20 protein-coding genes are annotated in these 26801 nt (G+C 71.6%); 13 read left to right on the plus strand and 7 right to left on the minus strand.

Features of this window, described 5'->3' with window-relative positions; genetic code table 11:
* Positions 1-13 precede the first annotated feature (13 nt).
* A complete protein-coding gene (locus E4623_RS21110) occupies positions 14-916 on the minus strand; it encodes a LysR family transcriptional regulator (protein ID WP_134768559.1) in 903 nt (300 codons plus the stop codon).
* A gap of 141 nt (positions 917-1057) precedes the next feature.
* On the opposite strand from E4623_RS21110, the gene E4623_RS21115 reads away from it, so the two are divergent.
* The 4 genes from E4623_RS21115 to E4623_RS21130 are packed head-to-tail and all read left to right on the plus strand — an operon-like array spanning position 1058 to position 5068.
* On the plus strand, positions 1058-1825 hold the full coding sequence (locus E4623_RS21115; protein ID WP_134768560.1) for an alpha/beta hydrolase: 768 nt from the start codon (positions 1058-1060) through the stop codon (positions 1823-1825).
* Between the two features lie 2 nt (positions 1826-1827).
* Positions 1828-3186 carry an FAD-linked oxidase C-terminal domain-containing protein gene (locus tag E4623_RS21120; protein ID WP_245155205.1) on the plus strand — a complete coding sequence of 453 codons (1359 nt, stop codon included), beginning with the start codon at positions 1828-1830 and terminating at the stop codon, positions 3184-3186.
* 14 nt (positions 3187-3200) lie between these two features.
* Entirely contained in the window at positions 3201-3701 is a 501-nt protein-coding gene (locus tag E4623_RS21125; RefSeq protein ID WP_134768561.1) for a flavin reductase family protein, read from the plus strand.
* Between the two features lie 5 nt (positions 3702-3706).
* Positions 3707-5068 carry an MBL fold metallo-hydrolase gene (locus E4623_RS21130; RefSeq protein WP_134768562.1) on the plus strand — a complete coding sequence of 454 codons (1362 nt, stop codon included), beginning with the start codon at positions 3707-3709 and terminating at the stop codon, positions 5066-5068.
* Positions 5069-5093: 25 nt separating this feature from the next.
* Here the strand turns inward: E4623_RS21130 and E4623_RS21135 are convergent, their stop codons facing one another.
* Positions 5094-7412: a molybdopterin-dependent oxidoreductase gene (locus E4623_RS21135; protein WP_134768563.1), complete on the minus strand. Its 2319-nt coding sequence runs from the start codon at positions 7410-7412 to the stop codon at positions 5094-5096.
* Between the two features lie 216 nt (positions 7413-7628).
* Between E4623_RS21135 and E4623_RS21140 the strand changes: the two genes are divergently transcribed.
* The 7 genes from E4623_RS21140 to E4623_RS21165 all read left to right on the plus strand — a co-directional run bounded on the left by E4623_RS21140 (position 7629) and on the right by E4623_RS21165 (position 16212).
* Entirely contained in the window at positions 7629-9293 is a 1665-nt protein-coding gene (locus tag E4623_RS21140; protein ID WP_134768564.1) for an ABC transporter substrate-binding protein, read from the plus strand.
* A 7-nt stretch (positions 9294-9300) separates the two neighbouring features.
* On the plus strand, positions 9301-10353 hold the full coding sequence (locus tag E4623_RS21145) for an ABC transporter permease (RefSeq protein ID WP_134768565.1): 1053 nt from the start codon (positions 9301-9303) through the stop codon (positions 10351-10353).
* Positions 10354-10420: 67 nt separating this feature from the next.
* Complete coding sequence (locus tag E4623_RS21150) at positions 10421-11299, plus strand: ABC transporter permease (protein WP_134768566.1); 879 nt, start codon at positions 10421-10423, stop codon at positions 11297-11299.
* Positions 11278-13008, plus strand: a complete 1731-nt coding sequence (locus E4623_RS21155) for an ABC transporter ATP-binding protein (RefSeq protein WP_134768567.1) — start codon at positions 11278-11280, stop codon at positions 13006-13008. The genes E4623_RS21150 and E4623_RS21155 overlap by 22 nt, the downstream gene beginning before the upstream one ends.
* Positions 13005-14096: an LLM class flavin-dependent oxidoreductase gene (locus E4623_RS23060; RefSeq protein WP_209020815.1), complete on the plus strand. Its 1092-nt coding sequence runs from the start codon at positions 13005-13007 to the stop codon at positions 14094-14096. Before E4623_RS21155 ends, E4623_RS23060 begins: the two co-directional genes overlap by 4 nt.
* Positions 14093-15058 (plus strand): NAD(P)-dependent oxidoreductase, encoded by a 966-nt coding sequence (locus E4623_RS23065; RefSeq protein ID WP_280633688.1) that lies wholly within the window; start codon positions 14093-14095, stop codon positions 15056-15058. Before E4623_RS23060 ends, E4623_RS23065 begins: the two co-directional genes overlap by 4 nt.
* Positions 15059-15081: 23 nt before the next feature.
* Positions 15082-16212: an LLM class flavin-dependent oxidoreductase gene (locus E4623_RS21165; RefSeq protein ID WP_134768569.1), complete on the plus strand. Its 1131-nt coding sequence runs from the start codon at positions 15082-15084 to the stop codon at positions 16210-16212.
* A 126-nt stretch (positions 16213-16338) separates the two neighbouring features.
* Here E4623_RS21165 and E4623_RS21170 read toward each other — a convergent pair whose 3' ends face one another.
* Complete coding sequence (locus tag E4623_RS21170; protein WP_134768570.1) at positions 16339-17157, minus strand: NAD(P)-dependent oxidoreductase; 819 nt, start codon at positions 17155-17157, stop codon at positions 16339-16341.
* A 65-nt stretch (positions 17158-17222) separates the two neighbouring features.
* On the opposite strand from E4623_RS21170, the gene E4623_RS21175 reads away from it, so the two are divergent.
* Positions 17223-17681 carry a MarR family transcriptional regulator gene (locus E4623_RS21175; RefSeq protein WP_134768571.1) on the plus strand — a complete coding sequence of 153 codons (459 nt, stop codon included), beginning with the start codon at positions 17223-17225 and terminating at the stop codon, positions 17679-17681.
* 175 nt (positions 17682-17856) lie between these two features.
* Here E4623_RS21175 and E4623_RS21180 read toward each other — a convergent pair whose 3' ends face one another.
* From E4623_RS21180 to E4623_RS21190, 3 genes are all read right to left on the minus strand, one after another.
* Positions 17857-18471, minus strand: a complete 615-nt coding sequence (locus E4623_RS21180) for a GNAT family N-acetyltransferase (protein ID WP_134768572.1) — start codon at positions 18469-18471, stop codon at positions 17857-17859.
* A gap of 1061 nt (positions 18472-19532) precedes the next feature.
* Positions 19533-22355, minus strand: a complete 2823-nt coding sequence (locus E4623_RS21185; RefSeq protein WP_167736793.1) for an amidase — start codon at positions 22353-22355, stop codon at positions 19533-19535.
* A gap of 533 nt (positions 22356-22888) precedes the next feature.
* Positions 22889-24220 (minus strand): HEPN domain-containing protein, encoded by a 1332-nt coding sequence (locus E4623_RS21190; RefSeq protein WP_134768574.1) that lies wholly within the window; start codon positions 24218-24220, stop codon positions 22889-22891.
* 740 nt (positions 24221-24960) lie between these two features.
* On the opposite strand from E4623_RS21190, the gene E4623_RS21195 reads away from it, so the two are divergent.
* Positions 24961-25539 carry a hypothetical protein gene (locus tag E4623_RS21195; protein ID WP_134768575.1) on the plus strand — a complete coding sequence of 193 codons (579 nt, stop codon included), beginning with the start codon at positions 24961-24963 and terminating at the stop codon, positions 25537-25539.
* 393 nt (positions 25540-25932) lie between these two features.
* On the opposite strand, the gene E4623_RS21200 is transcribed toward E4623_RS21195, so the two are convergent.
* Positions 25933-26391, minus strand: a complete 459-nt coding sequence (locus tag E4623_RS21200) for a hypothetical protein (protein WP_134768576.1) — start codon at positions 26389-26391, stop codon at positions 25933-25935.
* Positions 26392-26801 lie beyond the last annotated feature (410 nt).

Genomic DNA, 26801 nt, shown 5'->3' on the forward strand with positions numbered 1-26801 from the left:
GAGGACGCCCACCTCAGGCGCCGGACGTGGTGCGGACGAGGGTGGTCGGGACCAGGCGCAGCTGCGGCCGTGAGCTGAAGAACCGGGCGACCGCGTCGGCGGCGGCGAGCTCGACGTCGGGCTCGAGTCCGCGGCGCACCACCATGCGCAGGCTCACCTCGCCGGTCGCCGGCAGGTCGTCCCGGGGGACGAGGCCGTGCGGGCGGCCACCGCTGCTGGGGAGCAGGGCCACCCCGAGCGCGGCGCGCACGCCGGCCGTCACACCCTCGAGCGTCGAGGACTGCGCGGTCACGGTGACGCGGTGGCCGTCGCCGTCGAGTGCGACCAGGGCCCGCTCGCGCAGGCCGCACGGCTCCTCGAACGCGACCAGCGGCCACGCCGAGCCGTCGGCGGGCGGCGACCAGGACGCGGCGGCGTACCAGGTGAGCGGCAGGCGGGCGACCTGGTGGCCGGCCCCCGCCGAGCCGGGGTCGAGGACGAAGGCGAGGTCGAGGACGCCCTTGGCGACGGCGTCGGCGAGGGCGGTCGACCGACCGATCTCGAAGCGGGTGGTGGCGCCGGGGAACGCCGTGCTGAGGGCGCGCAGCATCTCGGGCAGCACCTGCTCGGCGGCGTGCTCGGTGCACCCGACGGTGATGGTGCGGGTCTGGGTGACGGTGAGCCGCTCCATGGCCTGGTCGTGCACGGCCAGGATCTGGCGCGCCTCGGCCAGCACCGCCTCGCCCTCGTGCGTGAACCGCATGACGCGGCCGTCCTTCTCGAACAGCTTGCGCTTGAGGCCTCGCTCGAGCAGGCGCACGTGCTGGCTCAACGCCGGCTGGCTGATGTGCCGGACGGCCGCGGCCCGACTGAAGCCCCCGCACTCGGCGATCGCCACGAGCGTGCGAAGGTGATCAATGTCCAGCGAGTTAGTCATCTTTGAACCCTAACCTCCCCAGCCACGTCGCGGACCCCGCTGGACCCGTGAATCCGTGGGACATCCATCACGATCGGGCAAGCAAAGCCATCCAGGACTGCTCTTGGACGCGGCGCCGATCGCGGTGCCAGCCTCCACGACGTGACCACCACCCTGATCTCCGACGCCACCACCAGCCCGACCGCCACCCCGGCCACCGCGTACGACGAGCCCGCCGGCCTCGCCGCCCGCGGTACCCTGATCCTGCTCACCGGCCGCGGCGAGAGCGCCGCGGCGTACGGCCGCTTCGGCCGGCGGATCTCCGCCGACGCCTACAAGGTGCGGGTCGTCGAGCTCGACCTCGACGACATCGGTGCCGCCCGCGACCAGGTGCACGCGCTGCTCGCCGACACCACGCTGCCGGCCCCGCGGGTGCTGGCCGGCACCGACGCCGGCGCGGCGTACGCCGCCGTGCTCGCCCGCGGCGGTCAGCACGCCGTCGACGGCGTGGTGCTCGCCGGGCTCGCCCTGCCGGGCGCCAGCGCGGCCGAGCAGGACTGGGACGACGAGCTCGAGACCCGCTCGGCCTGTCCGGCCCACCGTCGCGTCCTCACCGAGGACGGGTCCTTCGAGCGGGGTGCGCTCGCCCAGCCCCTGCCGCCCGCGTGGGACGAGTTCGGCCCCCAGCCGTCGGGCCTGCCGACGCTGGTCATCCACGGCAGCGACGACGACCTCACCCCGGTCGACGAGGCACTCGCGCTCTTCAGCGGCGCGCCGGCGACCGAGACCTGGGTCGTCGAGGGCGGCCGGCACGACGTGCTCAACGACGTCACGCACCGGTCGGTCTCGGCCACCGTCGTGCTCTTCCTCGAGCGGCTCAAGCTCGGCGCCGACCTGCCGGTCATCGTCCGCTCGGGCGATCGGGCCTGACCGTGCCTGACCCGCTGGTCGCGGCGCTCCTGGACCGCGTGCGCAGCGCCACCATCGATCCGGTGGCGCTGCGCTCGCACTCGACGGACCGTTCGGGGGCCGCCGCACCGGGACGCCCGCTGGCGCTGGTGCGCGCGGCGTCGGTCGACGACGTGCGCGAGACCATGCGGCTGGCCCACGAGCACCGGGTGCCGGTCGTCCCCCGCGGCGCCGGCTCCGGCGTCGCCGGCGGCGCGCTCGCCACCGAGGGCGTCGTCGTGCTCGACCTCAGCGCGATGGACCGCATCGTCTCCCTCGACCCCGTCGACGAGGTCGCCGTCGTCGAGCCCGGCGTGATCACCGCGCGCCTCGACGAGGCCGCGCGCGAGCACGGCCTGATGTACGCCCCTGACCCGGCCAGCGCCGCGATCTCCACGCTGGGCGGCAACATCGCCACCAACGCCGGCGGCATGCGCTGCGTCAAGTACGGCGTCACGCGCGAGGCCGTCCTCGGCCTCGACGTCGTGCTCGCCGACGGCCGGCTCGTCAGCACCGGGCGTCGTACGGTCAAGGGCGTCGCCGGGCTCGACCTCACCTCGCTCTTCGTCGGTTCCGAGGGAACCCTCGGCGTCGTGGTCGGCGCCGCGCTGCGGCTCCGCCCGGCCCCGCACACGACCCTGACGGCGGCGGCGGCGTACGCCGACGTCGACGTCGCCGCCGCCGCGTGCGCGGCCGTCACCCGCGAACGCCTGCAGCCGAGCCTGCTCGAGCTGCTCGACCACGCCACCCTCGACGTCGTCGACCGGGCGCAGGGCACCGACCTCGCCGCCCGCGGCGGCGCGCTCGTCGTCGCCCAGGCCGACGGCCCGGGCGCCCGTGAGGAGGTGGAGGCCATCGCCACCGTGCTCGGCAAGGAGGCGACGTGGGTCGAGCAGGGGGTCGACGAGGCGTCGACCGAGCGCCTGCTGGCCGCGCGCCGCCTGGCCCTGCCCTCGATCGAGACCTTCGGCCGCGCGCTGATCGAGGACATCTGCGTGCCCCGCTCGCGCCTGGCCGACGCGATCCGCGGCGTCGAGGCGATCGCCGCCCGCACCGGTGTCGCGATCTACTCCTTCGCCCACGCCGGGGACGGCAACCTGCACCCGATCATCTCCTACGACGCCGCGCTGCCCGAGGCGCCGCCGGAGGTGCACGAGGCCGCCGACGCGATCTTCGCCCTCGCGCTCGAGCTGGGCGGCACCGTCACCGGCGAGCACGGCATCGGGCTGCTCAAGCGCGCGTGGCTCGCCCGCGAGCTCGGGCCCGACAGCCTCGACGTGCACCGGGCCCTCAAGCACGCCCTCGACCCGCACGACCTCCTCAACCCCGGGAAGGCCTTCTAGCCATGGCACAGCCGATGAGCATCGAGAACGACCCCGCACTGCAGGCGGCCTTCCGCTCCGCGATGGGCAACGTCGCCGGGCCCGTCTCCGTCGTCACCACCCACGCCGCGGGCAAGCCGGCCGGCACCACCGTCTCGGCGTTCGTGTCGCTGTCGATGGAGCCGCCGATGCTGCTCGTGTCGTTGATGCGCGGGTCCTACCTGCTCTCGCTGCTGTCGGTCGGCTCGACCATCGGGGTCAACGTGCTCGGCGCGCACCAGACCGCACTGGCCACCCAGTTCACCGGTCGGCACGACGAGCGCTTCGTCGGCGTCGACTGGGTGCTGCTCGACGGCGCGCCCGCCCTGGCCGACGCCCATGCCTGGGTCTCCCTCCGCGTCGCCCGCCTCGTCCCGGTCGGCGACCACGTGCTCGTGCTGGGCGACGTCGTCAACGCCGTCAGCGAGGGCGCCGAGCTCCCGGGCGGCCCGCTGACCTACCACCGCCGCTCGTTCGGCACCCACCAGGCGCACTGACGCCGATGCGAGTCCGCACCCTCAGCACGCCCGAGCTGGGCAACCGCAGCTACGTCGTCGACGACGGCGAGACCAGCGTGGTCATCGACCCGCAACGCGACCTCGACCGGCTCGAACCGCTGCTCGACCTCGATGTCTCGCACGTCCTCGAGACCCACGTGCACAACGACTACGTCTCCGGCGGGCACGAGCTGGCCCGCCGCACGAGGGCGGCGTACGGCGTGAACGCGGCCGACGACGTCGCGTTCGAGCGACTGCCCCTGCACGACGGCGAGCAGCTGCGCGCCGGCTCGCTGTCGGTGTGCGTGCTCGCCACCCCCGGCCACACGCCGACACACCTGTCGTACGTCGTGCGCGACCTCGCCGACCCGGTGGCACCGCCGGCGGTCTTCAGCGGCGGGTCGCTGCTCTACGGCACGGTCGGCCGCACCGACCTGGTCTCGCCCGCTCTCACCCGCGAGCTGGCGGCCGCCCAGCACGACTCGGCGCAGCGGCTCGGCGCCCTGCCGGGTGACGCGGCGCTGTTTCCGACGCACGGGTTCGGGTCGTTCTGCGCCGGCGGCGCCGGGTCGGGTGCCGAGTCCTCGACCATCGCCGACGAGCGACGGCACAACGCGGCGCTGACCACGGCCTCGCAGGTCGCGTTCGTCGACGTGCTGGTGGCGTCGTTCTCGGCGTACCCGAGCTACTACGCGCACATGGCACCCCTCAACCGCGCGGCCGCGGCCGGCGTCGACCTGACGACGCCGCTCGTGCCGGCGACGCCCGCCCAGGTGACCTCGGCGCTGGCGTCCGGCGCCACCGTCGTCGACCTGCGGCCGGCCGAGGACTTCGCCCGCGAGCACCTCGCGGGCACGGTCAGCGTCAACCTCGGCGCCCAGTTCGCGACGTACGTCGGCTGGGTGACGCCCTGGGGCGGCCCGCTGCTCGTGCTGGGCGCGCGCCAGGACGAGGTCGCCGAGGCCCGCCGCCAGCTGACCCGGATCGGCGTCGACGACGTCACCCCGGCCTGGGGCCCGATCACCTCTCTCGCCACGGCCGGCGTCGAGCGTCGGTCCTACCGACGCGCGACCTTCGCCGAGCTCGCCGCCGAGCGCGCACCCGGCGACGTGGTGGTCGACGTGCGCCGCACCGACGAGCACGCCGAGGCCCGCGTGCGGGGGAGCATCAACCTGCCCGTGCACGAGGTCGAGGAGCGCCGCGACGAGCTGACCGCGGGTGCGCGGGTCTGGGTGCACTGTGCCGCCGGCCTGCGCGCCGGCATCGCCGCCTCGTTGCTCGACCGGCACGGCGTCGACGTCGTGCACGTCGACGACGGGTTCGAGTGCGCGGTGGAGCTGGGCCTGACGGACTCGTCCACGGGGTAGTCCCCGCCGGTCGAGCAGGTTGCGCTCAACCGTCTCGACGCCACCCGGCGAGCAGTGGTGGCGGCTCGTGGGCCCGCACGGGCGGGAGCGGCCCGTCGTACCGCTCGACGCGCACGAGCACGTGCGCGCCGCTGGTGGCCTGGGAGAGCGTCGAGGTCGGCTCGTCGGGGGTGAGCACGTTGACGTTGCCGTGCACGCAGTCGGCGACGTCGGGCGCCGACGGGTCCCACCACGCGCCGGTGTGCATCTGGGCGACGCCCGGCATGAGGGCGTCGCTCACCACGACCCCGGCCAGCAGCGAGCCGACCGCGCTGACGACCCGGACGACGTCGCCGTCGCACAGGTCGCGGGCGGCGGCGTCGTCGGGGTGCAGCCGCACCGGCTCGCGCCCGGCCACCTTGGTCGAGCGACTGGCGGCGCCCATGTCGAGCTGGCTGTGCAGGCGGTGGGTCGGCTGGTTGCAGAGCAGGTGCAGGTCGTAGGTGGCCGCGTCCGCGGAACCCCACCAACGCCTGGGCTCCCGCCACTCGGCGTGCGGCCCGACATCGGGCAGCGCGGCCGCCTCGATGGACGACGACCACAGCTCGACCAGCCCGCTCGGCGTCTGCAGCGGGTGAGCCGCAGGGTCGGCACGGAACGCCGTGAAGACGGGGTCGTCGTAGAGCGGCGCGTCGAGGTCGACCCCGCCGGAGGCCCAGAAGTCGGCGAACGACGGCGCCCCCTGCGGCGCCCCGCCACCACCGCGCCACTGGTCGTAGATCCGCTCGAGCCAGCCGAGTGCGTCGAGCCCGTCGTCGTGGGACCACCCGAGCCGTTCGGCGAGCCGCCCGAAGATCCAGAGCTCCTCGTGCGCCTCGGCGTACGGCGCCGCGGCCCGGGGTGAGGCGCGCAGCCGGGTGTCGCCGTTGCCGGCGGCCACGTCGTCGCGCTCGAGGCTCGACGCGACCGGCAGCACGACGTCGGCGTGCTTGGCGGTGGCCGTCCAGTGGGTCTCGTGGACGACGAGGGTGTCGAGCCGCGCCAGCGCACGCTGCAGGCGCTTGAGGTCCTGGTGGTGGTGGAACGGGTTGCCGCCGGCCCAGTAGGCGAGCCGCACGTCGGGCAGGGTGAGCGAGCCGCCGTTGTAGGGCAGGTCGGCGCCGGGCTCCAGCAGCAGGTCGGCGATCCGCGCGCACGGGATGTGGTCGGGCACCGGGTTGGTGCCCTGTCCGAACGTCGGCAGCGACACCCCGACCCGCCCCACGCCGTAGTCGCCCATCGAGCCGAGCCCGTGGGTGAAGCCGCCGCCGGGCAGGCCGACCTGGCCGAGGAACGCCGCCAGGGTGAGCCCCGCGAAGACCGGCTGCTCGCCCCGCTCGCCGCGCTGCAGGGCGTAGACGACGTTGACCAGGGTGCGTCCAGCGGCCATCTCGTGGGCGAGCGCACGGATGCGCGCGGCCGGGGCACGGGAGATCGACGAGGCCCACTCGGGCGTCTTGGGCACACCGTCGGTCTCGCCGAGCACGTAGGCGCGCACCCGGTCGGCGCCGACGGTGCAGCGCGCGAGGAACTCCTCGTCGGCCAGCCCGTCGACGACCAGCACGTGCACCAGCGCGAGCATCACGGCGGTGTCGGTGCCCGGCATCACGCCCACCCACTCGGCGTCGAGGCCGTCCATGGCGTCGTCGCGCTGCGCCGAGAGCGAGACGACCCTCGTGGTCCGGGCCGCGTCACGGGCGAGGGCGCCGCCGACGTGGCGGGTCTGACCGCCCGGCACCACCCACCCGTTGCTGCGTCGTACGCCGCCGAAGGTGACCAGCAGGTCGGTGTGCTCGGCGACCTGCGGCCACGACACCGGCTTCATCCGCACGTCGGAGGCCGCGGCGGCGCCGACCAGGTGCGGCAGCAGCACCAGGCTCGCGCCGCGGCTGTAGTCGTTGACCGAGCGGACGTAGCCGCCGCCGTCGTTGAGGAACCGGTGCACCTGGCTCTGCGCGTGGTGCAGCCGCCCGGCGCTCCCCCAGCCGTAGGAGCCGCCGAAGACCGCCGCGTCGCCGTACGTCGATCGCACGCGGGACAGCTCGCCGGCGACCAGGTCGAGCGCGGTGTCCCAGTCGACCTCGACGTAGTCCGCCCCCACCTCGCCGCGGCGCGGGTCCGGCCCTGGTCCATCCTCCAGCCACGCCCGTCGTACGGCGGGCCGGGCCACCCGGGAGGGGTGGCGGTGGGCGCCGGCCACGTTGCCCATGGCCGCCGACGCCTCGTCGCCGGCTCGCGGGCGGACCCCGACGACGGCCTCGTCCTCGTCGACCTCGACGAGGTAGGAACCCCAGTGGGCGCTTGTCTCCGTGGTCCGGGTCGTCACGACGCCCGACGGTAGCGCCGGTCGGGCGCCGTACCCACCCGGGCGGGACGGCCGGGGTGATCAGACTCGTGGATGGGATTGCATCCACGACTGCTCTTGGACCCCCCTCTCCCGGTCGACCTACAGTCGTCACGATCGCAATTAACTACTAAATCGATCGACATACCAGTGCAGTGCCGGTTCCGAGCGGCGCGACCCACCCGAGGAGAACCCCCGATGACCCCCATCCGACCGGTCCGACCCAGGCGCGCGAGGCGCCCCGGGCGCACCGCGGCCGCCCTCGTCGCCGTCCTCGCCCTGACCGCCGGCTGTGCCGCCTCGGGTGCCGGCAGCGAGCAGGGCAACGGCAAGAGGCAGGAGGGTGGGGACCTCACGTTCCTCATCGACTCCCTCGGCGACACGTGGATCCCCAACAACAGCGCGATCTCGAGCTTCCAGGGTCACATCTGGGGCCACGTCACCGACAAGCTCGTCTACGTCGACGAGGAGGGCACCGTCAGCCCGTGGGTCGCCGAGGAGTGGGAGCAGAACGACGACGCCACCGAGTTCACGATCACGCTCAAGGACGGCGTGACCTTCTCCGACGGCAGTCCGGTCGACGCCGAGGCCGTCGTGGCCAACCTCGACATCTGGGCCGACGGCCGCCCCGACGAGGGCATCAACCCGATCGGCCTGTTCCCGACGACGTACGAGAGTGCCGAGGCCGTCGACCCGCTGACGGTCAAGGTGAGCTTCAGCGCGCCGACGCTCGGCTTCATCCCGACGCTCGGCTACCACGGCTCGATCCTGATCTCGCCGGAGACGCTGGCGCTGTCGGCCGAGGAGCAGGCCGACCTCAGCAACGACATCGGCAGCGGCCCCTTCACCGTGAAGTCGTGGAAGGAGGGCGACAGCGTCGTCCTCGAGAAGCGGGACGACTACGACTGGGCCCCCGAGGCGCTCGACCACGCGGGTCCCGCGACCCTCGACACGCTGACCTACAAGCTCGTCGCCGAGCCGTCCGTGCGCACCGCGGCCGTGCAGTCCGGGCAGGCGCAGGTCGCCTACAACCCCTCGCCGCAGGAGCTCGGGCCGTTCAAGGAGCAGGGCTACACCGTGGCCGCGCCGCGCTACCTCGGTTTCGTCAACGGCTTCGCGCTCAACACCCAGGTCGCGCCGTTCGACGACGCGAAGGTGCGCCAGGCCGTGCAGGTCGGCATCGACCGAGACGAGATCCTCTCCACGGTCTACACCGAGGACTGGCTGCCCGCCGAGTCGTTCATCCAGAGCAACGTGCCCGGCGCGAGCGACCACAGCGACGAGTTCGCCTTCGACCCCGAGGCCGCCAAGACGCTGCTCGACGAGGCCGGCTGGCGGGCCGCCGGTGACGGCGTCCGCACCAAGGGCGGCAAGAAGCTCACGCTGACGCTCTACCCCAACCCCTACCTCGCGACCTCGCAGTCGATCGACGAGCTCGTCGCACAGCAGCTCGGCGACCTCGGCTTCGAGGTCGAGATCCAGGCCTACGACGTCGTGACCTACGGCGAGAAGGTCTCGTTCCAGAACCCCTCGGTGCCGGCCTACGAGGTCACCCGCAGCTTCATCGACGCCGGCACCGTGGCCGGCATCCTCACCGACACCGACGGCGGCGAGGACTGGTTCAACGTCGGCCAGGGCGACCCCGAGCTCACCCGGCTCGGCAACGAGGTGGCGGGGGCGATCAGCACCGAGGAGCGCGAGCCGGTGCTCGACGAGCTGCAGAGCTACGTGCTCCAGCAGGGCTACTTCGTCCCGCTGACGCAGATCGTGCAGCGGCTCTACCTGCAGTCGCCGAAGGTCAAGGGCGTCAGCTACAACGGCATCGCCTACGCCAACTTCTACACCGCCTACCTCGAGGGCTGAGGCGGCGATGGCGCAGACGCGGTCCAGCACGACGGTCAGGAAGCCGGACGCCCGGCTGACCCGCGGCGCGCGGCGCACCTCCAGTCCCTACCTGGTCTACGCGCTCCAGCGCGTGGCGCAGGCGGTGGCGGTGGTGCTGCTCGCCTACTGCTTCACCTTCCTGGTGATCAGCGTGCTGCCGGGTGACCCCGTCACCAACACGCTGCGCAACCCGGAGAACAACTTCACCGAGGAGGAGATCGCGCGGATCGTCGCCTACTACGGCCTCGACCAACCCGTCCACGTGCAGCTGTGGGAGTCGCTCTCGCGCTTCCTCACCGGCGACCTCGGCGTCTCCTTGCGCAGCAACCTGCCGGTCTCGCGGCTGATCGGCGAGATCATCGGCTCGACCCTGGTGCTGGCGGTCAGCGCCCTCGTCGTCGCCGTGGTCCTGGCCTTCGGGATCGCCTACGGCACGCGCAACCTGCCGGCGCCGCTGGCCCGGCCGCTGCGGGCCTTCCCGTCGCTCTTCCTCTCGGTGCCCAACTTCGTGATCGGCCTGCTGCTGATCAACATCTTCGCCTTCCAGCTGGGCCTGTTCCAGGTGATCGACTCCGAGGGTCCGGCCGCCACGTTCTTCGCCGCCGTCGCCCTCGGCATCCCGGTGTCGGCACAGATCGCCGAGGTGCTGATCGCCAACCTCGACCACGAGGCCCGTCAGGAGTACGCCGGCTTCGCGACGTCCCGCGGCCTCAGTCGGTCTCGGTTGTTCTGGCGCCACCTGCTCAAGCCGTCGTCGCTGCCGGTGGTCACCGTCGTCGCCCTCACCGTGGGCGAGCTCCTCGGCGGCGCGCTGATCACCGAGACGATCTTCGGCCGCACCGGCGTCGGCAGCCTCGTGCAGCGCTCGGTCACCACCCAGGACCTGCCGGTGCTGCAGGCCGTCGTGGTGCTCGCCGCGATCACCTTCGTGGTCGTCAACCTCGTGGTCGACCTCGTCTACCCGTTGCTCGACCCCCGGGTCGACCTGCGCGGCGCCACCAAGCGCGTCCGCCCCGTCACCGAGGGAGCGAGTGCATGAGCAGCCCACGACGTCCTCCGTCTCCCCCGCTCCGCTCCTCCGCCGGACAACGCCGTAGGGACCCCGCATGACGACCATCACCACCGAGGCGACCGAGGGACCCCAGGCCCCCGGAGGCTGGAAGCCGTCGGCCCTGCGCCGCGGCCGCGGATCGCGGCGGGTGCCTCCCCTCGGCGTCGTCGCCTCCTTCGCGATGCTCCTGCTGGTCGTGGGCTGGTCGCTCGCGCCCGGCCTGTTCACCGGCCAGGACCCCGCCCGCGGCGTGCCCGCCGACGCCTTCCAGGGCCCGAGCGTCGCCCACTGGTTCGGCACCGACCACCTCGGCCGCGACGAGTTCGCCCGCGTCGTCCACGGCTCCGCGTCGTCGGTGACCAGCGCGCTCGTGGCGGTCGCGATCGGCGTCCTGGTCGGCGGGCTGATCGGCCTGGTCGCCGGCTTCATCGGCAGCTGGGTCGACGTCGCCCTCTCCCGCGTCGTCGACGTGCTCCTCGCCATCCCGAGCTTCCTGCTCGCCGTCGTCGTGGTCAGCGCCCTCGGCTTCGAGACGATCAACGCCGCCATCGCCACCGGCGTCTCCGCCGTCGCCGTCTTCGCCCGGGTGATGCGCTCGGAGGTTCTCAGGACCCGCCGGGCCGTCTTCGTCGAGGCCTCGCTGCTGCTCGGCGGCTCACGGATGCACGTGCTCCTGCGGCACGTGCTGCCCAACGCGTCGCGCTCGGTGCTCAATCTCGCGGTGCTGCAGTTCGGCCTGTCGATCCTGGTGATCGCCGGCCTCGCCTTCCTCGGGTACGGCGACCCGCCGCCCGCCTCCGACTGGGGCCTCCTGGTCTCCAGCGGCAAGGACTACCCGCTCGCCCCCTGGCTGGTCTACACGCCCGCCCTCGTCACGATCGCCACCGTCCTCTCTGCGAACAGGATCAGCCGATGGCTCCGCAAGACCGACTGAACGACCAGCGCTCCGGCCGGACCGGGGGCAGCACCGCCACCCTCGAGATCCCGGTGGTCAAGGGCCCCGACGACCTGCTGCGGGTGCGCGACCTCTCCGTCTCCTACGGCGGTCACCAGGTCGTCACCGACGTGTCCTTCGACCTCCCGCGCGGGCACAGCCTGGCGCTGATCGGCGAGTCGGGCTCGGGCAAGTCGACGATCGCCCGCTCGGTGCTGCGGCTGCTGCCGGCCGGGGTGGGCCGGGCGACCGGCACCATCGAGGTGCAGGGCCAGGACGTGCTGGCGCTGCCCGAGCGCCACTTCCGCCCACTGCGCGGGCGCACCGTCGGCTTCGTGCCGCAGGACCCGTCGGCCTCGCTCAACCCGGTGCGCACGATCGGGTCGCAGGCCCGCGAGGCCGCCGCCCTGCTGCCGGGCGACCTCACGAAGGCCGACCGGCGCCGGGCCGTGGTCGACGTGCTGCTGCGCGTCGGGCTCGACGACCCCGAGCGGGTGCTCGCGTCGTACCCGCACCAGCTCTCGGGCGGGATGCTCCAGCGCGTGCTCATCGGCCTGGCCGTGCTCCCCCAGCCGGCCCTGCTGGTGGCCGACGAGCCCACGTCGGCCCTCGACGTGACCATCCAGAAGCGGATCCTCGACCTGCTGACCGACCTGCGCGACTCGCTCGACATCAGCCTGCTGCTGATCACCCACGACCTGGCGATCGCCGCTGAGCGCGCCGACTCGGTCGTGGTGCTCAAGGACGGACGGGTGCAGGAGGCCGGCCCCACGGCGCAGGTCTCGGGCGCGCCGACGTCGGACTACGCGCGCCGGCTGCACGCCGACGTGCCGGCCCTCAACCCCGACCGCTACGCCGGCCTGCGCGACGTCGGCGCCGCCCGCAGGGCGCTGTCGGAGGACGAGGAGCCCAAGATCGTCGTGCGGGGGGTCAGCAAGACGTTCACCGTCGACCGCAAGCAGCTGACCGCCGTCGACGACCTGTCGTTCGCGGTGCCGGCCGGCACGACGCACGCCATCGTCGGCGAGTCGGGCTCCGGCAAGACCACCACGATCCGGCTGCTCCTGGGTCTCGAGACGCCGGACACCGGCGAGATCATCGTGGCCGGCGAGCGGGTCGACGGGCGCTCGCACGCCCAGCTGCGCGCCGTACGCCGGCACCTGCAGTTCGTCTACCAGAACCCGTTCACCTCCCTCGACCCCACGTGGAAGGTCGAGCGGCTGGTGCGCGAGCCGCTCGACCGGTTCAAGATCGGCACCAAGGACGAGCAGCGCGAGGAGGTACGCCGCGCGGTCGACGCCGTCGGCCTCGACCACACCCTGCTCGGCCGGCGTCCCGACGCGCTCTCGGGCGGCCAGCGCCAGCGGGTGGCGATCGCCCGGGCGCTGGTGCTCAAGCCCGACGTGATCGTCCTCGACGAGCCCACGTCGGCGCTCGACGTGAGCGTGCAGGCCGACATCGTGCAGGTGCTGCTCACCCTGCAGGCCGACCTCGGGCTGACCTACGTCTTCGTCTCGCACGACCTGGCCCTGGTGCGGCAGCTGGCCCACACCGTCTCGGTGGTGCGGCGCGGCAAGGTCGTCGAGGAAGGCACCGTCGCCCAGATCTTCGACGCCCCGCGCGAGGACTACACGCGGGTCCTGCTCGACTCGATCCCCGACGCGACGCACGGCCGGCGCGAGGTCGAGCCCAGCGAGAAGGCGTCGTGACCGCCACCGCGCACGCGCCGGCGCCACGCGGTGCCGGTCCGCGCGCCACGCAGCGCCTGGGCTTCAACACCCGGGTGTCGTTCTCCGACGACGCCGGCCCGGCGGCCGGGCTGCAGGAGGCCATCGCGCTCTTCCGGGCGGCCGAGGAGATCGGTTACCAGTCCGGCTGGGTCTACCAGCGGCACTTCGACCACTACCTGTCGTCACCGCTGCCGTTCCTCTCGGCCGTCGGCCAGCACACGTCGTCGATCGCGCTCGGCACCGCGGTCCTGCCGATGCGCTACCAGGAGCCGGTGCTGCTGGCCGAGGCCGCGGGCGTCACCGACCTGCTGGTCGGCGGCCGGCTCCAGCTCGCCCTGTCCGCCGGCGCGACGGCGGCCTTCGACCCGGTCTTCGGAGCCGTCGACACCGACGCCCGCACCGAGGCGCAGCGCCGGCTGCGCCGGTTCCTCGCGGCCGTGTCGGGCGAGACCCTCCACGTCGTCGACGGCGACGGCCAGGGCGCCCCGGTCGGCACCGAGCTGAAGGTGACGCCGCACAGCCCGGGACTGCGCAGCCGGGTCCGCCAGGGCGTGGCCAGCGTCGGCTCGGCCGAGCACGCCGCCGACCTGGGGCTCGCGATCATCTGCGGCACCGTGCTGAGCGGCCTGGCCGAGGGCGAGACGTTCCCCGAGCACCAGGCGCGGGTGATCGCGGCCTACCGCGCGCGCTGGGCCACCGCCCAGGGCACCGAGCCGCCGCCGGTCGCGGTGGCCGCGTCGGTGCTGCCCGGCACGACGCCCGAGCGGCGCGAGCGACACGCGGCCTACGACCACCAGCGTCGCACCGAGGGGATGGCCGCCTCACGGCCCGCCGGCGCCCTGACCCCGGGCGTCTCGGCCGACCTCCCGGCCGGCATGCGGATCAGCCCGGTCCACCACGGCACCCCCGACGAGGTCACCGCGGCCGTGCTGGCCGACCCTGGCCTGTCGGCCGCCGACGAGCTGGTGCTGTTCCTCCCGCCGGCGTACGCGCTCGAGGCTCACGTGCAGGTGCTCACCGACCTCGCGCGCGAGGTCGGTCCCGGCCTGGGCTGGGTGGCGGGCTGAGCACCGTCGTCGTCGCTGACGAGGTCCGCCACGACGCCATCGCCGCGCTCGAGGCCGACCTCACCGTCCGGTACGCCGTCGGCACCGGCGGTGACGAGGCCGCGACGATCGCCGCCCTCCAGGACGCCGACGCGGTGCTGGTGCGCAACCTCACCGTCGTCAGCGCGGCGGTGCTCGAGGCCTGTCCTGGCCTGCGCGCCGTCGCCCGGTTCGGCGTCGGGCTCGACAACATCGACGTGGGCGCCGCCGACCGGGCCGGCGTCGTGGTGCTCAGCCCCCGCGGCGCCAACGCGGTCAGCGTCGCCGAGCACGCCCTCGGGCTCGCCCTCGCGCTGGCCCGTCGCACCGTGCCGGTCGACCGCACGGCCCGGGTGGGCGGCTGGGACCGCCGGTCCGGTCGCGAGCTGCACGGCGGTACCTGGGGCGTGCTCGGTGCCGGCGCGACCGGGAGCGCGGTCGCCGTCCGTGCCCGTGCGCTCGGGATGACGGTGCTGGCCCACGACCCCGGCGTGCCCGGCCGGCTGCTGCGCGAGGGCGGCATCGAGCCGGTCGGCCCCGACGAGCTGGCGGCGCGCTCCGACGTGCTCAGCGTGCACGTGCCGGGCGGGCCCGCCACGCGCGGGCTGGTCGGCGGCCACCTCCTCGGCCTGCTGCCCGACGGCGCCTACCTGGTCAACCTCTCCCGCGGCGACGTCGTCGACGAGGACGCGCTGCTGGCCGCGCTCGAGTCCGGGCGCCTCGGCGGAGCCGCGCTCGACGTACGCCGTCAGGAGCCGCCGGTCCTCGGCGCGCTCGAGCAGCGTGACGACGTCGTGCTCACCCCCCACGTCGGCGGCCTGACCACCGCCAGCACCGCGCGGATCGTGCACGCGCTCGTCGACGACCTCCGCCGCCTGTTCGCCGGCGCACCGGCCCACCACGCCGTCGGCACCGCCCGGGTCCTCACGGCCCCGGCGCCCTGACGCCCCACCACGAAGGAGCCACCATGACCGTCCAGGTCTCCGAGCAGACCCCTAGGCCCACCACCGCGACCCGCGTCGAGTTCGTGCACTCGTTCCTGCAGGCCATCACGGCCAAGGGCACCACGAGCTCGCCGGTGCGCAAGGCCACCGACCCCGCCCGGGCCGACCGGTTCGCCCGCACGCTCGACGACTACGGCTTCGACTACACCCTGCTCGGCTACAGCTCCGACGGCGCCGACCCGTTCGTCGTCGCGTCGCACGTGCTCGCTCGCACCGAGCGGCTCAGGACGATCGTCGCCCTGCGCCCCAACACGACGTACCCGACCGTCGCCGCGCAGTCGCTGGCCACCCTCGACCACCTCAGCGGGGGGCGCGCCGTCGTCCACATCATCTCGGGCGGCAGCGACGCCGAGCAGCGTCGCCAGGGTGACTACCTCGACAAGGCCGACCGCTACTCCCGCTCCGCGGAGTACATCGAGATCCTGCGCCGCGCCTGGACCGAGGACGAGGCGTTCGACCACGACGGCCGGCACTACCGGTTCGAGGGGTTCGGTCCGGGGTCGCAGCCGCTGTCGGGCCGGCCGCTGCCGATCTCGATCGGCGGCGCCTCCGACGAGGCGTTCGACGTCGGGTCGCGCCTCGCCGACGTCTTCACGCTGTGGGGCGAGCCCCTGCGCGAGACCGCCGACCAGATCGCCCGCGTGCGGTCGCTGGCGACGGCCGCGGGGCGCGACCCCGCACAGATCCGCTTCTGGGTGACGTTCCGGCCCGTCGTGGCCGAGACCGACGAGCTGGCCTGGCGCAAGGCCGAGGCGCTCGTCGCCCGCTCCGCCGGACGGCTCTGGCCGACCCAGGACGGTCGACGCGAGCAGCACACCAACGCCGGCTCGGTGCGGCTCCGCGAGATCGCCGAGCGCAGCGAGCGCCACGACACCGCGCTGTGGATGCCCCGCAGCATCGCCGGCGCCGGCGGCGCCTCCTCGCTGCTCGTCGGCAGCCCGGACACCATCGCCTCGGCCCTCGAGGAGTACGTGCGCCTCGGCGCTGACATCATCAGCCTGCCCAGCGCGGGCGACCTCGACGGCGCCGTCGACACCGGGCGCTACATCATCCCGCTGGTCCGCGAGCGGGTCGCCCGGGCCCAGGCCCGGTAGCACCCGGGCGGGTCGGACGGAGAGCGCCGCACCGTCCCGCGCCGCTGCGCTTGGTGGTGGCCCGCGGTCGGCACGCACGACAGGCGTGGGGGCCGCCACCCTCCCCGATCTGGGGCCGCACTGCGGTCAGAGGATGCCTTCGTCCGCTGCCGCCCGGATGGTCGGCACGGTGGGACGGAAGCCGAGCTCGCGTGCCAGGGAGCCGTCCATCCGTCCCGACCACGGATTCTCCAGCGGTGCGGACGACCCCTCGACCGGGTCGCCCGAGAGCTCGGCCATCTCCCACACGGTTGCGTCCGCGTCGTCGGTCAGGTTGACGATACGGCCGTCCATGGCCCCCGACAGAGCGAGCCGGACGATGACGTCGACGTCGCGGTGGTGAGCGACCGAGTAGGTGTGCGCGGGGTGCAGTCCGAACCGAGGCGCGAGCTGGGGGATCGACGCGAGGTGTCCGTCTCCGTCGCCGTACACGAACGGCAGCCGCAGGATCGACCACGTCAGCTCACTGTCTCGCAGGAGCGCCTCTGCGGCTACCTTGCTGGCTGGGTACGCCGACGTGGGTGAGCAGGCATCGGTCTCGAGGGACGGCCGGGTGGCTGCGGCGTCGTAGACGTTTCCCGTGCTGGCCATCACGAACCGCGCCCCAGGGGCGTGCGTCCGCACGGCGTCGATGAGGTGCCGCGTGCCGTCGAGGTTCGCCCGCCAGATGGCCACGTCGTCGGCCGTGCGGAAGAGCGCGGCGAGGTGGACGACGGCGTCGACCCCGTCGACGGCGGCTGGCAGCGAGGCGGGCTCGTCGAGGTCGCCCCGCACGGCGGTGACGCCGTCAGGCAGCTCGACGTCGCGTCTGACCAGGACACGGCAGTCGAAGCCGGCGGCCGTCAGGCGTGGGAGCAAGCGGGACCCGACGAGACCGGTGGCGCCGGTCAGGAGAAGTGTTGTCATAGAAATCGTTCCTCTAGGTGATCGTCAGCGTTACTGATGATTAGCGTACACCCTAGAATGCGGACATGGCAGACGACCGGGATCTCGGGCCCGCACTGCGCCGGCGGATGACCTACCTGCTCAAGTACGCGCTCATCACCCTCGACGAGCTGCACGAGGAGCACCTGGCACCGGTGGGCGTGACTCCACGCGAGCTCGCGGTCCTGCTTCTCCTGAGCGACCGCGAGCCGGAGTCCCAGCAGCAGGCGGCCCAGCGTCTGGGCGTCGACCGTACGACGATGGTCGGCCTGCTGGACGGCCTCCAGTCCAAGGCACTCGTCATCCGCCGCGCAGATGCCGCCGACAGGCGTCGTAACGTCGTCGAGCTCACCGATGCCGGGCGGGCAGCCCTCGAGAAGGCGACGCACGCGAGTGATGAGGCGGAGCGTCAACTTCTTGCCGACCTCGACGAGACGGACTCCGTCAGCCTGCGAGACCTGCTGACCAGGATCGCCACCGGCGAGCGCGCCGAGCGGACGTCTTGAGCGCTACCTGGCCCACCCTGGTGATGGGCGGTCGCGGTAGCGAGTCCGGCCCGGTCCTCGAACCTGCCATCGCAACGAGACCCGCCCAGCCGCCTCCCTGCGGTGCTCCATCCCGTGCCAGGCGCAGCGGGGCCCTGCCTGGTGGGCGGCCCCGGCGGTCGAGGCCAGGGCATCCTCAGGGCTTCGTCGTCCGGTCGCTCTCGTGTCGTGCGGTCACCACGCGGCGCATCACGAGTCGCGGCATCTTGCTGGCCATCGCCGCGGTCTCGCCGACGACCTCGAACCCGGCCTTCTCGAACATCCGGCGGGTCCCGACGAACGCCATCGTCAGGTCCATCCGACGTTCGCCCGGGTCGACCGGGTAGGCCTCGACCGCAGGGGCGCCGCGGTCGGCGGCGTAGGCGACCGCGCCCTCGATCAGCGGTGTGGTGACGCCGCGTCTGCGGTGGCCGCCACGCACCACGACACAGATGATGCTCCAGACCGGCACGTCGTCGATGGGGGTGATCAGCTTCGACGACGACAGCCGCGTGTTGTCGGCGCGGGGTCCGATGCTGCACCAGCCGACCGGGGTGCCCTGGTCGTCGTACCCGACGACACCGGGCGGGTTGCCGCGGCGTCCGAGGGCTCGTGCCGCGACCTCTCGGTCTCCCCCACCGAGGTCGTGGACCTCGCGCGCGGACAGGCGGTGGGACAGGCACCAGCAGTGCGTGTCGCGCCGGTTGGGGTTGACCACGGCAACGAAGTCGTCGAACCGGTCCGGTGTCACCGGGTGGGTGGTGAGATCCATGTCGAGATTCTCCACTGCATCGGCGCTTGGTCGAGGTCGATGAACATCCGGGCAAGCGTCTCGGGATCGAAGGTAGGTAGGTGCGTCCGAGAGCCCGAGCTCAGCCGCGCCAGTCGGGCGCAGCCCGGCGTCGAGAAACAGCGGAACCGCAGGTCAGCGGGCTGACCTGCGGTTCCGTGTGCTGCGCGCCTGTAGGGATTCGAACCCCCAACCTTCTGATCCGTGGTCAGAAGGTCAGAGCCCACAACGGGGCCCAATCCGCCTAGGCGCGCGGTCGAGCGTCGGTCGATCGACGCAGAATGACGCACCTAGTTGGCCCCCAGCTGGCCCCACGACGACGGCGCTCTCCGAGCGGTGTCGGGTGCGCGACGGGGAGCGTGGACGTGGCGGACGACATTGCGAGTACCTCTCGACGACCAGACGGATCCAGAGGCTAGGGGGCCGAAGCCCCGCCGTGCGTTAGACGATGCCCCTTTTCGCCGCCTCTGGGACAGGCTGATCCGTCTGACTGTGCCCAAGGTTGGGGGTGGCAAGGTCGCCATTGGTGGTCGGGGCGGCCTCAGCTGGTTTCGGAGCCGCTGACCCGGAACCCACCTGCCAGCAGTGGGGCGGGGCGGAGTCGAGCGAAGCAGCGCCGCCGTCGGAGGACGATTCGAAGTTGCCCGTGGAGCTACTCCTGGATCAATCGTGATGGGCGCGGAAGTGACTCGTCCGAGGAGGATGTGGGGCTGGGATCCAGGTCGCATCGAGTACAGAGTCGTTGCCTCGTTTGTCCTTCCGGGCCTGTTTCTCGCTGTACCCCGGTGCTCGAGTCGTCGAGCCTGGGCCCGGGAAGACGTTGTCTGTCAGTTCTCGCCTCGAGCACCGCATCGCACTCATCAGCGATTGTCCCCAGGCGCCTACTCGTGCAGTTCCCACCCTCGCCGTGTTGTGGCTGTGAGCGCGATCGTTGGATTCGGCTACCCGGCAACGGCCTCAGACGATCAGGCGCCGGGCAAGAGCGTGGCACCGCCGGCGGCGGTGGGAACTGGCCCCCACCCCGCCGGCGGTGATTCACAGGGCTAGCGGCGTACCCTCACCACGACCGGAGTCGTCGTGCTCTTGGTGCCGCCTGTGCCGACGAAGGCCACTCGGATCTTCTGCACCTTGCCGTTGCGAAGTCGGATCGAAGCGGCCCTGCTGAGCCTGACCTTGACCGTCTGGGCACTACCGGCACTGACGGTGGCGCGCGCGGTGGCCGTGCGCTCGCCGACCTTGGCCCGGACCCGACCGGTGCAGTCCTCGGCGCTGCTGGCGCAGCCGATGCTCAACATCACCGTGGCCCTGCCCCGGCGTACCTTGGCGCCGACGGTGCGGTCGAGCACGGTGAACCGGCGGGCCGGGGCGGGTGTGACGACGGGCGGTTCGGGCGTCGGGTCGAGCGGCTCGACGGGCGTTGGGAGAGCGCCCGCGTCGTACTCGAGCCTCGGAGTGACGCTGGTCGGCAAGACTCGGCCCTTGGCGATCTGGTCGAAGGCGTAGGCGAACCCCATGAGCTCGGCGTCCTGGAAGGCCTTGCCCTGCAACTGGAAGCCGACTGGGCTCCCGTTGGTGGTGGTTCCTGCCGGGAAGATCACCGTCGGGACCCCGGCTGCGGAGGACTGCGGGTCCCTGCGACCGAAGCTCGGCTGGATCGTGTCGTTGAGGTGGATCTCGCTGAGCTCGGTCGGATAGAGCACTGCATCGACGCTGTTGGTGTCCATCCAGCCGGCGACGTTGTCGCGGTAGAGGGCGCGGTAGGCCTCGAAGTCACGCTGCTGCTGGTCGGTCATCCCAGTTCCGTCGCCGGTGTACGGGCCGGGGTACTGGTAGGGCACCCGCAGCGGGTTGTTGGTGATCTGCTCTGGCCGGGTGTACGGCGCGTCCGGGTGCGCCTCCAGCCACTGCAGCCAACCTTCGTAGCCGGTGTTGCCGTAGTTGCCCCGGGTTGGCACGGCGGCGAAGTCCGGGATCACCTTGACGGTGGCGCCGGCCTCCTCGAAGACCTCGAACTTCGCCCGGAGCACGTCACTGACCTCGGTGGTGCCGAACGGGTCGTCGAACGCCGTCTCCGGCACTCCGATGACCTTGCCCTGCAGGGCGTCCTTGTCCAGGTACGTCGTCCAGTCCTGCGGTCGTTTGCCGTTGGCGACGTCGTCGAGCAGGTCGGCGGGGTTGTCGACGGCTGTGACGTCGAGCAGCATCGCCAGGTCGTCGATGGACTGGCCGATCCAGCCCACGTAGTCCTGGATCAAGGTGAGCGGCATGGTGCCGGCGCTGGACTGCATGCCGTCGGTGCCGCGCAGGGAGTACAGGCTCGCTGCTCCTGCCGGGCCCCACAGCGAGTCGCCGGTCTGGGTGCCCCACGCTGCGGGAGCGAAGCTGGAGGCTACCGCCACGGCCGAGCCGCCGCTGGAGCCGATCGGGCTGCGCGAGGGATCAAAGGCGTTCCAGACCGCCCCGTAGCCGTTCGGGCTGGCGTGGCCGTCGTTGGCGAACTCGGCGAGGTTGGCCTTACCGAGGATGATCGCTCCGGCATCACGCATCAGTTCGACCTGGAACGCGTCGGACTTGGGGCGGTACCCGTCGAAGACACGCGAGCCGCCGGTGGTCGGCATGTCCTTGGTGTCGATGATGTCCTTGGCGAGGACCGGGATGCCGAGCATCGGGCGGGTGTCGCCGTTCCTACGCGCAGCGTCGGCGGCTCGGGCCTGCGCCATGGCGTCGGGTGCCACGGTGATGACGGAGTTGAGGCCGAGCGGACCTCGGTCGTAGGCCGCGATCCGGTCGAGGTAGGCACGCACGATCTGCTGCGAGTTCGTCTTGCCGCTCTTCATGTCGGCCACGAGCTGGGTGATCGTCTTGCCCACGACGTCGTATGGCGAGGTGGTCGCCGGTGCGGTGGCCTGCGTCGACCCGACGGGCGTGTCCACGAACTCGTTCAACGGACGCTGATCACAGTCGGTACCGCCGAGTCCGAGCGCGCCGGGGTCGAAGTTGGCCACCGAGCAGAGCTCGGCGGTGCTGAGGCCATCAACCGCCGGCAGCGCTGCGAGCGTCTCTGCCACGTCCTCGACGCGGGTCACCTCGCTGCCCGCAGGCCGTGTGGCCCCCAGGACCGCTCGACCCTCGGGGAGGCCGGTCACCACGTAGCGCAACAGCGACACGCTGTCGCTCGGCTCGATGGTGATCGTGTTGACGAAGCCGGGGTGGTTCGCGGCGTCCCCAGTGGCGGGAAGCGCGTTCTCGAACGGGTCGAGCAGGAAGTTGCCCATGCGGGTCAGCGACGCGGCCCGGCCGGGCGTACCGAAGACGGTCGCGGACGGGCCATTCTGGCTAGGGGTGCCAGCCGCGGTGGTGGGGGTGAACCACGACGCCCACCCGTCCGCGCGGCTGATCGTGTCGTCGCCCGTCCCGGTGGTGCTGATCTCGCTCTGGTTCTCGCCGGTGCTGTAGCCGAGCTGCCCGCCGAAGGCGACGTCGAGGGTCACGTCCTCGTGCGTGGTGTTGGTGAACACGTCGAAGAACCGCCCGTAGTTCGACCCCTCCGGGACGAGAAGCTCACGACGCACGACCACGCCGTCGACATCGACGCCCTGCATGGTGGTGAACGTCTCTTGGCCGTCGTAGGTGAGCCCGAAGCCTCGGAGGAGCACGCCGTTGAGACGGCTGTCGCCCCCGTCGACCTCGACCCGGAGACCGCCGTAGCCCTGCAAGGCGTTGCCGCCTGTGTTGCGCACGCTGCCGGTGTCGATGCCGGGGTTGGCGGCGTCGTGGACTCCCCACGTGTCGCCCCCGCTGGTCGGCACCGCGTTCCACGCCTGCGCTTGGGGCGTGACCGTCGCCAGGACGCCGACGGCCAGCACTCCTGCCGCCCCCGCGGCAAGTCCGGGTAGGGCACGGTTGCGCCGTCTTGGCGTGCCTTGTTCGTGAATCAAGAGATGTCCCCTCTCCATCGGCCAGAGGCCGAGATCGGCCGTGAATCGGCCGGCATCCGAGTCAACCGCGCGGGTATTTCGTGGACGTGTCCGTTGCATCTCGCGCGGGAGGGAAACGCTCGCGGAGCGTGAACGCTTCGCCCCTGAACCAGCGCCTTGTCCAGGCCCGGCACGCCAAAGCGCTCAGCCTCGACGGGCGTTCCATCCGACTTCGGAGCAGCCCTTGACCTGGGCGCGACACAGCAACCCGGACTCCAGTCCAGTCTCTAGCAGCCGCAGACGGTGCGCTTCGGAGGCGCGTCTTATCGCCGCCTTCAGGCTCTGTCGAGGTGTCCGGAACTGCCGATGAGAGAGCGTTCCGACCGGTGCATGGCTTGGGACCCGTCGCGCATAACCCTTGTCATGCCGTCGCGCGCGCGGCCAGCAAGACCCAAACGCGGGGTCCCGGTGCTCCCGCCGATCTATCGAGTAGCTGCGATGTACGGATGGCGCTGCGGGTCCTCGAGAAGTCGTTCGCGCACCGCGCCGACGTCGACGCCAATCTCGATGGCGACCCACGCCCGGACCACCAACACGCTCGAACGCCACGCGTTGATGACATCGAGCTCGTCGGGAGCCGTCCGGTTGGCGTGCTTGAGACCGTTGTACGTCGTCACGGTCGAGGCCATCCATTGCTCGCCGTCGAAGGGCAGGCATTCGCCGACATCGACAAGGATCCTCTGGAACCTGCTCTGGAGGCTTGCGTCGCGCGCTGCGCGGGGCGAAGCCCCGTCTCGGAGCATCAGGAGGTAACCGAGGGCTTCTAGGCCGGGCCCGCAGTGCGCGAGCAGGGTGTGCGGCGTTGCATCGGTCAGGCCGATGCAGGAAATGACCGGGTCGAGGGCGCGGCCGAACTCGTCGCGAAGCGTGAGCCAACGGCGTATCCCTTCCTGGCCGAGGTCGGCGTACCTCATCAAGTGAGGTCGGTAGCGGCTCGGGGGCGGCGACGGTTCGTCCTCCGGCACCACGACGTTTCTCGACTGCCAGTGCTCGCTCGGATCGTCGTCGGCTGAGGGCAGGAAGTCATCGGTGCGCGCGATCGTCGCGACGATGCACGTCTCGCGTCGCCAGCGGGAGAGCACCAGGAGGTCTCGTACGCCGTAGTGGTCCTTTAGGTGGTCCTCCCACGTGCGTGGCTCATCGCTCCTTGTGCGGCACCAGAGGAGTTCGCGAAGGTGGATCTCGTCCTCTTCGGGGTCGACCTGCCACGCAGGGTTGAAGGTCAGCGAGATCCCGTCGCGCTGCCCGACTTCGATGGCCCCAGGTGAATCGGGCCAGAAAAGGTGGCGAGGGTCCTCGTCGGCGCCCCAGGAGGTGCGCCAGGACTTAATGCCCAGCCACTCACGCAGCCCGGAGATGCTCGAGCGCATGATGTGCGGCTGGTCGAAGTCGGCGTCCTCGTGCACGCCGATGATCGCTGCACGGGCCCACAGCGTCCCCGACCCGGGCCCGAACAGGTTCGCGTGGAACCCCCTCGCCCGGACGCCTATGAGCAGGACCGGCCCGTAGGAGTCGTTGAACAGGACGCGACGCGGTACCGGCGGAGGGGCGGGCGCCTTCGCCCGCGTGCGGCCGAACGCCGCGTCCTCGTGCAGGAACCAGCCGGCGTAGGGGCTAGTGGGATCGGACCAGGGGATCGTGATGCTGATCCCCTTGTTGGTTCGCGCGAGCGTGACTTGGACCTCGGGGGTCTCGGCGTTGAAGTCGATGAGCTCCCCGACACGGCTCGTGCCGCGTTCAAGCTTGTTCGGCATCAGACCCTCCCGCATCGTCCAGGTCGCTGGGTGGCGGTGCAGTCGCGAGCACCCCGAACCGGTCCGCGGCGCGCTGCAGAAGCGTTGCCCACCATCGCCATCCACGTCACCTGACTGGTTGGGTGGTGCGGCCAGAACAGGTCGTCGGCCGCCAGCGCGCTACTCGGATCTGGACTGCCGTCCCGGGCGCGTACGAGGTCGCCCAGGCTCGCTAGGTCGGGCACCTGGCGCCGGAACAACCCCACGGCCTCCCGGTCCTCATCGCGCATGCGACGCACCATACGGATACTCGCCCAAACTCCCGCGATGCGCGTCAGACCGACGCCCCACCTCAACACGTAACCGAGCTTGATTCGAGTGGTGTACGCGTCGGAAATCGTTAAGCGAGACGGCGCCATCTGGAGTCCACCTTTCTAGCGATGCTCATCAACGTCCGGATCTGCCGCAATCCGCGCTATCACGGACCTGCCTCCTATCACCGCGTCTGGGGTTTCCGCAGACCTCATTGGACGCCCCTCGGGCTACGTCGCGGCAGCAGTCTTGAAGGACTCCCGGGCTGAATGCCTCGCCGGCGGTAGCGCTGAGTGCGGCGCCACCAACGAGCAGAGGCCGACTGCTCGCCGACGCCCGCAATCGGAGGAGGTACATCTCCAACCTCCAAGGAGCCGCACCCATCCTCGGTACGGAATATCGCTACTCGATTCGGCGACAACACGAGTCTTCCTGGGTCAGGATGTGCCATGCCGACGACTGTGCGCACGAGACGCCCGTGGGTCCACCTCGCTTTCCTCGCCGTGGCCGCGGTGTTGGCCACCCTGGTCGTCTCTGGCGGGGCGTACGCCGAGACCGAGACGGTGCGCGACGAGAAGGGCAAGGCGCTGCAGACTGCCCCGTATCAGCTCCTGCGCGGCACCCTGTCGTACACCGACACCCGCACGGTCCTGACCGCGCGGATCGAACGAGTGAGCAAGAAGAAGACCTGGGTGGGCGGCAGCATCTACTACCCGGGTGACGGCGGCTACCTCAAGATGTTCACCACCTACCGGCGCGGCGTCCAGGTCGCCCGCGCCTACTACTCCTCATCCGACGAGCCGGCGCGAGCGATCCCGATCACGGCGCGCTGGGACGTGAAGCGTGACCGCGTCACTCTGATCCTGGACAACACCCTGAACGATCCCAAGCCCGGGAACCGGCGAGCCACCCTCGACCTGTACACGGTCACGAAGGGCTGGAACCACGGACCGCACTGCGGGATCAAGAACAACGGGCAGGTCAAACGCTGCAACGACGACTACGTCGCCGCCCGCCTGCGCCGCTAGCCACCTGGGCTTTGCCGACCGGGTCTGCCGTGCACGTGGCACTGTCAGAGCAACTTGACCCGACCACCCCGAGCGAGGGTACTTCGCGCTCACGCCAACGGCGGCTCATATCGCGAGTCGTGCGCTCGATGGTGCGTCTATCCACCGCGAGTCGGACACCGTCGGCGGCGCAAGCGCGCCTACACGGCTGATGGCATTCGCTTTGGGTCACACTCCGTCATGTGAGTCTTCCCTTTCTGACGTACGACGCCTACGACGGCCTTCGCAAGATGGACCTCCAACATCCCGACGTCGATGGCCGCTGGAGACTCGGGCATGCCGCCTCGTGGGCCCGATGGGCGAGGACACAGACGACCTGGTCCCCATCACCGCCGAGACCGAAGTTGAGTTCGCTCAGCTCGCGCCGCTTACGAGTTCTGTGGTGCTGTCGCGATCAACTGGGGTGGTACCGAACCTCCGCCAGATCCGGACGATTGGCGCAACTTTCACACTCGAGGTCATCGCGGTGACGGCACGTTGAAAAGCAGCGTCCGGATGGCGATGGACAGGGTCGAACAAGTCGTAGGGGTCCTCGCCGCTCCGTACCTGACCGACGTCTTCAAGCTGGTTCCGACACCCACGTCTGCCCAGTTGGGTCAGACGATCAAGGCTGACGCAAGCCGCGGAATCGACCACGTCGCTCGATGTGCTGAGGCGCTGGAACGCGAGCTGACGATGTGCCTCCAGGGCGCTGCGGGCCAGGTCCCGATCTTGTTGGGTATGGGCGGCGCCGCTTACGACTGGCTTCGAGGAGCGAAAGAAGACAGAAGGATCGCCGATGCAGTCGATCGAGTCTTGGGAGATGGTGCACACCGAGATGTCCGCAGGATGGATCATTACACCTTCGGCGTCGGGTCGAACGAAGCCCGGGCAACGGCTGTAGCAGAGGCCCTCATGGACGCGTCGTCGCGATAGTCCGCGACGACTACGACGGCGCCGTTGTGCAGATCCGGACGTAAAGCGCGTTCCATGCGTAGTCGCTACGGCTTCCTCGCTTCACGTCTTTCCACCGCCTCTGGGAAAAGCGATCCGTCTGATCATGCCGAGGCTCGCGCTGCGTCACGCCGGACTTGAAGGCCGCCGCGAGAGCGTCGTCTTGCTGTATCAGCGGCATGGCTGCGGGCGGTGGGTGTGTCAGTGCGCCGCGTCGTACTGCTCGACAACCGAGGATGCGATCCGTCCGCGCTCAGACACTCCGAGGCCTTGCTCGCGTGCCCAGTCAC

Source organism: Nocardioides sp. 1609 (genome assembly GCF_004522105.1).
Taxonomy (GTDB): domain Bacteria; phylum Actinomycetota; class Actinomycetes; order Propionibacteriales; family Nocardioidaceae; genus Nocardioides.

Excerpts from the sequence above, each read along its gene's own strand:
- E4623_RS21165 (WP_134768569.1), top strand. The coding sequence starts at position 15,082 with ATGACCGTCCAGGTCTCCGAGCAGACCCCTAGGCCCACCACCGCGACC.
- E4623_RS21190 (WP_134768574.1), bottom strand. The coding sequence starts at position 24,220 with ATGCCGAACAAGCTTGAACGCGGCACGAGCCGTGTCGGGGAGCTCATC.
- E4623_RS21130 (WP_134768562.1), top strand. The coding sequence starts at position 3,707 with ATGCGAGTCCGCACCCTCAGCACGCCCGAGCTGGGCAACCGCAGCTAC.
- E4623_RS21150 (WP_134768566.1), top strand. The coding sequence starts at position 10,421 with ATGACGACCATCACCACCGAGGCGACCGAGGGACCCCAGGCCCCCGGA.
- E4623_RS21155 (WP_134768567.1), top strand. The coding sequence starts at position 11,278 with ATGGCTCCGCAAGACCGACTGAACGACCAGCGCTCCGGCCGGACCGGG.
- E4623_RS21110 (WP_134768559.1), bottom strand. The coding sequence starts at position 916 with ATGACTAACTCGCTGGACATTGATCACCTTCGCACGCTCGTGGCGATC.
- E4623_RS21195 (WP_134768575.1), top strand. The coding sequence starts at position 24,961 with ATGCCGACGACTGTGCGCACGAGACGCCCGTGGGTCCACCTCGCTTTC.
- E4623_RS21125 (WP_134768561.1), top strand. The coding sequence starts at position 3,201 with ATGAGCATCGAGAACGACCCCGCACTGCAGGCGGCCTTCCGCTCCGCG.
- E4623_RS21180 (WP_134768572.1), bottom strand. The coding sequence starts at position 18,471 with ATGGATCTCACCACCCACCCGGTGACACCGGACCGGTTCGACGACTTC.
- E4623_RS21145 (WP_134768565.1), top strand. The coding sequence starts at position 9,301 with ATGGCGCAGACGCGGTCCAGCACGACGGTCAGGAAGCCGGACGCCCGG.
- E4623_RS21170 (WP_134768570.1), bottom strand. The coding sequence starts at position 17,157 with ATGACAACACTTCTCCTGACCGGCGCCACCGGTCTCGTCGGGTCCCGC.
- E4623_RS21140 (WP_134768564.1), top strand. The coding sequence starts at position 7,629 with ATGACCCCCATCCGACCGGTCCGACCCAGGCGCGCGAGGCGCCCCGGG.
- E4623_RS21175 (WP_134768571.1), top strand. The coding sequence starts at position 17,223 with ATGGCAGACGACCGGGATCTCGGGCCCGCACTGCGCCGGCGGATGACC.